The organism is Acidovorax sp. HMWF029 (genome assembly GCF_003060895.1).
In the GTDB taxonomy this organism is placed as follows: domain Bacteria; phylum Pseudomonadota; class Gammaproteobacteria; order Burkholderiales; family Burkholderiaceae_C; genus Acidovorax.
This window is the reverse complement of record NZ_QAIH01000303.1, coordinates 1-5,050: the sequence shown is the minus strand read 5'-3', so window position 1 is coordinate 5,050 and position 5,050 is coordinate 1. Positions and strand designations below refer to the sequence as shown.

Annotated in this window: 4 protein-coding genes and 1 pseudogene; 2 read left to right on the top strand and 3 right to left on the bottom strand. The window is 66.0% G+C overall.

What is annotated here, in order from left to right:
- Positions 1 to 195 (bottom strand): annotated as a pseudogene (locus DBR12_RS23305) (hypothetical protein); the annotation flags it as partial.
- Positions 196 to 604: 409 nt separating this feature from the next.
- Between DBR12_RS23305 and DBR12_RS20430 the strand changes: the two are divergent.
- The gene (locus DBR12_RS20430) at positions 605 to 2,323 is read left to right on the top strand and encodes a methyl-accepting chemotaxis protein (RefSeq protein WP_108618901.1); all 1,719 of its coding nucleotides are present in this window, start codon (positions 605 to 607) and stop codon (positions 2,321 to 2,323) included.
- A 19-nt stretch (positions 2,324 to 2,342) separates the two neighbouring features.
- Here the strand turns inward: DBR12_RS20430 and DBR12_RS20425 are convergent, their stop codons facing one another.
- Positions 2,343 to 3,077: a Crp/Fnr family transcriptional regulator gene (locus tag DBR12_RS20425; protein ID WP_108618900.1), complete on the bottom strand. Its 735-nt coding sequence runs from the start codon at positions 3,075 to 3,077 to the stop codon at positions 2,343 to 2,345.
- A 166-nt stretch (positions 3,078 to 3,243) separates the two neighbouring features.
- Between DBR12_RS20425 and DBR12_RS20420 the strand changes: the two genes are divergently transcribed.
- Positions 3,244 to 4,467 carry an ABC transporter substrate-binding protein gene (locus DBR12_RS20420; protein ID WP_233244982.1) on the top strand — a complete coding sequence of 408 codons (1,224 nt, stop codon included), beginning with the start codon at positions 3,244 to 3,246 and terminating at the stop codon, positions 4,465 to 4,467.
- Between the two features lie 135 nt (positions 4,468 to 4,602).
- Here DBR12_RS20420 and DBR12_RS23300 read toward each other — a convergent pair.
- A partial coding sequence (locus tag DBR12_RS23300) for a general secretion pathway protein GspB (RefSeq protein ID WP_233244981.1) occupies positions 4,603 to 5,050 on the bottom strand: 448 nt, incomplete at its 5' end.

Sequence of the window (5,050 nt, the reverse complement as noted above, 5' to 3'; positions counted from 1 at the left end):
GACCGGGCGCCGCTCCAGGATGCGGCCAGGCTGGCTCGCCTGGAAGGTGATCAGTTCGTGAGAGCTGGTCACCGCCACCACTGCCTCGCGCAGGCCAGTGTCGGGCGCGGACGTGGCCGCACACCCCGCGAGCAGAGCCCCAACCACGGCTACCGGTGCGGCGCGCAGCGCCGAAGAATAAAAAATGGGACGCACAAAAGACCTCGTGACTGTTACAGGTTTATACCTGATTGCCCTCCGGACGTCGCCCCCCGGCCAAAACCGATGGGCCTCGGGGAAAATTCAAAAATGATAGCAACAAAATCAATACCATCAGGCGTTGATGGCATTTTTTACACAAAACTCCCGGGCATCTCCTGTTGCTGATAGATGCTGCCGCGCTGCCTAAACAAGGCCGCTCGTTTGTAACAAACCAGGCCATGCAATTCGGGCATGTCCCCATCAGCAACGCTCATGACACATTTTGAGATTTCTGCCTACACTGCGTCGAAAGTGCACCCGCCCAGCCTGTCCCTGTGGGCACCGATATTGCTTTGATCTATGCGCACCGGTTGGTTCGTGCCGACCTGATGCCTCCGACGCCCAACGAGACACAAGGACTTCCATGCCTGCCACCGCCGCCCTCAAATCCTTGTCCATCTCCAGCCGACTCAGCCTGGGCTTCGGATGCATGCTGGTGCTCATCATCGCTGTGGCGGCCCTGGGCCAGTTGTCGGTAAGTCAGGTCAACGGGCAGATGCACCAGATCACCGGCACCGGAGCCAGCAAAGCCAAGCTGGTCAACGGCATGCTGGAGAGCGTGAGCGCCATCGGCATCCAGAGCCGATCGGCGGCCATGCTCAACGACATCGACCCCAAACAAGCGCGCGCTCAGATCGAAGCAGTGGACAAGACGCTCAAGGACTACACCACCCAGGAAACCGCGCTGGCCGCGCTTCTGACACCCGACAGCGCGACCGCAGCCGAGATCAAGCTGCTGACCGAAGTGCAGGAGCTGGGCCGCAAGACGCGCCCCGAACTCGCCAATGCCATCAAGGCTGCCGACGACGGCGACACCGTGAGCGCCACACTCGCGCTGATGACCCGCGTGGCGCCCTCTGAAACCGCCTGGCGCAACAAGCTGGGCGAACTCATCGAGCTGCAGAACACGCTGAACGCCGAAGCCACGGCCTCCAGCGAGCAGACCCAGGGCCAGGCCCGCCTGGTGGGCGGCCTGCTGGTGCTGCTGGCCATTGGCCTGGGCGCACTGATTGCGTGGCGCATCACCGCCAGCATCACCGCCCCCATCGGACGCGCCGTGGTGGTCGCCGAGCGCATTGCGCGCGGCGACCTTACCTCGCAGGTGGAGGTGCGCATCCACGATGAAACCGGTCGCCTGCTGGAAGCCATTGCAGCCATGCAGGAGCGTCTGCGTGCGCTGGTGGGCGATATCGGCCAGACGGCGGAATCCATTCTGGTAGCCAGCTCCGAAGTGGCCTCCGGCAACCTCGACCTGAGCCAGCGCACCGAACAGACCTCGCACAACCTGCAAAGCGCTGCATCGTCGCTGGTGGACCTGACAGGCACCGTCACCCAGAGCGCAGACTCCGCGCGCCAGGCCAACCAGCTGGCATCCACCGCATCGGATGCCGCCACGCGCGGCGGTGAGGTGGTTACACAGGTGGTGCGCACCATGGACACCATCAGCGCCAGCTCGCGCAAGATCGCCGACATCATCAGCGTGATCGACGGCATCGCTTTCCAGACCAATATCCTTGCGCTGAACGCCGCCGTGGAGGCCGCCCGCGCGGGCGAACAGGGCCGGGGCTTTGCCGTGGTGGCCGGCGAAGTGCGCAACCTGGCAGGCCGTTCGGCCAACGCCGCGCGGGAGATCAAGGCGCTGATTGGCACCAGCGTGGAGCAGGTGCAGGAAGGCAGCACCCTGGTCAACCATGCGGGCAAGACCATTGAAGACTTGGTGATGTCGGTGCGCCGCGTGTCGGACATCATGGGCGAAATCACCGCGGCCACCCAGGAACAGAGCCAGCGCATCGGCCACGTGACCCAGTCGGTAGGGGCGCTGGACGAGATGACGCAGCAAAACGCCGCGCTGGTGGAAGAAGGTGCCGCAGCGGCCGACAGCCTGAAAGAGCAAGCCGGTCGCCTCACGCAGATGGTGGGCGCGTTCCGCCTCTCGCGCACCGATGGCGGTGGAGATGACAGCTGGGGCACCAGCACCCCGCAGGCAGCCCCAACCCCCATTTCGGCCCCCGCACGGCGCAGCGCCAGCCCACACACACCGGCGCTGAAGCCGCGCAGCAAGCTGCCGTCGCTGCCGCACTGAATGCCGCCGGGCGCGCGGCTCAGCCTCCCTTGAACTGGAAGATGCTTGACCGCAGCGCCGCCAGGTCCAGCACCCGCAGGCCGCCGTATTCGATGCGGATCGCGCCCTGCGCCTCCAGCGCAGCCAGCGCCTCATTCACCCGCTGGCGCGACAACCCCACCAGGTAGGCCAGCTCCTGCTGCGTGATGCGCAGCACCTCGCCCACACCCGGGTACAGCACGGGGTTGAATAGCGACGCCAGGCTGCGCGCTACGCGCACATCGGGGTTGTTCAGCCGGTCGATCTCGCGCGCGGCGATGAACTGGCCCAGGCGCTCGTTCAGCTGGTTCATCACAAAGCGGTTGAAGCCAATGGAGTGGTCCAGAAGCCAGTGGAAGGTGTCGATAGGCAGGCCCGCCACCACACTTTTGCGCAGCGCCTGGATGTTGTAGCGGTAGGGCTCGCGCTTGATGGTGGTGCCTTCGCCAAACCAGCCGCCCGGCGGCAGACCTGCATAGGTCATGGTCTGGCCCTGCGCGTCGTCGCTGCTCATCTTGAGCAGGCCCTCGACCACCCCAAACCAGTAGGTCACCGGACGCCCTACACGGCACACATAGTCACCCGGTTGGGCATCGCCCACCAGCAGAGAGGCCACAGCACGTTCGCGCTCAGCAGGCTGCAACTGGTCCAGCCACGGGATGCCATCCAGTTCGTCGGCGGTGGGGGGGCGGCGCCGCTGGTGCAGCGACAGGTCCTGGTTGATGCGGGAGTCCATGGGCACGATCAGGTCGGAGGGGGGCGGATGGATACGGGAAATCCTGATCCAAATTGTCGCCAGAAAGACAAAAAAATGCCAATCTCAGCCGGATGATGGCGCCTCCCCTGGCCTTGACACCTGATCAAGGTCCTTTCGAGGTCGGGGCTACCGAGGAGACAACGCCATGAACAATCACCCATCCACCGGGCCGGGCTCCGCCGTGCCCGCGCACGCCGCGCGCCCCGCCGCCCACGCAGTCCAAGGCCATGGCCTGAGGCGGCGCCAGGCCCTGGCCGCCGTGGCCGCGCTGCCCTGGGTGGGACTGGCGGGCCTGCCAGGCCACGTCCGTGCGCAGGACGGCGCGATCAAGATTGCGCAGTCCACCGCACTTACCGGCCCGCTGGGCGATCTGGGGTCGGCCATGCACCAGGGCGCCAAAGCGGCGTTTGCCGCCATCAATGCGCGCGGCGGCATCCACGGCAAGGCGATTGAACTGACCACGCAGGACGATACCTACGACGTGCCCAGGGCGCTGGCCAACGTGGAGCAGTTCCTGGCCGACCCGTCCACGTTTGCACTTTTCAACTGCATGGGCACGCCCATGATCGACGCCATGCTGCCCAAGGTGATCGACAGCGGTATCCCGTTTTTTGCCCCCTTCACTGGCGCTCAGCTCAGCCGGACCAAGGCGCGCAGCGTATTCAACATCCGCGCGAGCTACTCCGACGAGGCAGAAAAACTGGTGCAACACCTGTCCACCATCGGCATCCAGCGCATCGGGATCGTCTACCAGAACAACGCGTTCGGCAAAGAGGTGTTCAGCGCAGCCAAGCAGTCCATGGACCGGCTCAAGTTGCCCGAGGCGCTGACCGTGACGGTAGAGAGCAATGCCTCGGACGCGGGCAGCGCCGCAGCCAAGCTGGCGGGCGGCAACCTGGAAGCCATCGTGATCGGCCTGGCGGGCAAGCCCACGCTGGAGTTCGTGAAGGCCTTCCGGGCCCTCAAGCGGGGCGTGACTCTGTATGCGCTGTCGGTGATGGGCACCCCGGCCACCGTGAAGGCCCTCGGCGCCGACGCCACGGGTATGGCGATCTCGCAGGTGGTGCCCCTGCCCTCCAACGTGGTGATGCCCGTGGTGCGGGACTTCCAGGCGGCCTGGAAGGCCTCGGGCGCGACGGCAGAGCCATCACACCTCGCGCTGGAGGGCTACATCAACGCCCGCGTCTTTGCCGAAGCGCTGCAGCGCGCAGGCCGCAACCCCACGCGCGCCGCCTTCATCGACGCCACCTGGAATCTCAAGAAGTGGGACCTGGGGGGTTTCGAGATCAACGCCAGCACGCCGGAGCGCAACGCTTCGCGTTTTGTGGAACTGACACTGGTGGGGCGCGACGGGCGTTTTATCCGCTGACATGGCGGGCGCTGGCGCGGCGCCCTCATGGCGCAAGGCATATTTGCTATTAAATAGATAGCACAAAAGACATGTCTATCGCGCGCAAAGGCTGTTTTTTTCTCAAATTTCCGCCCCCAACGGTACGCAAGGGGACTACTGCGAGGCCAACCCGTAGCGGTAGCCCTTGAACGACCAGATGGTGCGCCCGGGTTCGATCTTCTCCAGCAACAGCCCCGGGCCGGCCGGGTCGCCCTCGTGCAGCACCTGGCCGTTGACGATGGCCATGCGGTACGCCGGGTTGGCCGAGTAGGTGACGCCCGAAATCTTGAGCGACGGCAACTGCGCGCGCACGGCCTCGGGCAGATCGCCCTGGGCGAACACTGTGCCGGTGGCCATGGTGGGCGCAGGCGTGGCGGCTACGGCGGCGGTCTCGGGCGCCCGGGCCGGAAGCACCCCACGCGCGGTGTCGCGGGCCACGTCGCGGGCAGGATCACGGGTCGGCTCGGCACGGGAGCGGGCGGGCGGCGCAGACGGCTCGGCCCCCCGGGGGGCAGGTGCGGGCGGCGCGGCTTTCTCGCGTGGCGGGGGGGCTGCGCTGCGT

Bases quoted from the DNA above. Each gene is read 5' to 3' on its own strand.
- DBR12_RS20430 (WP_108618901.1), top strand. From the start codon at position 605: ATGCCTGCCACCGCCGCCCTCAAATCCTTGTCCATCTCCAGCCGACTC.
- DBR12_RS20425 (WP_108618900.1), bottom strand. From the start codon at position 3,077: ATGGACTCCCGCATCAACCAGGACCTGTCGCTGCACCAGCGGCGCCGC.
- DBR12_RS20420 (WP_233244982.1), top strand. From the start codon at position 3,244: ATGAACAATCACCCATCCACCGGGCCGGGCTCCGCCGTGCCCGCGCAC.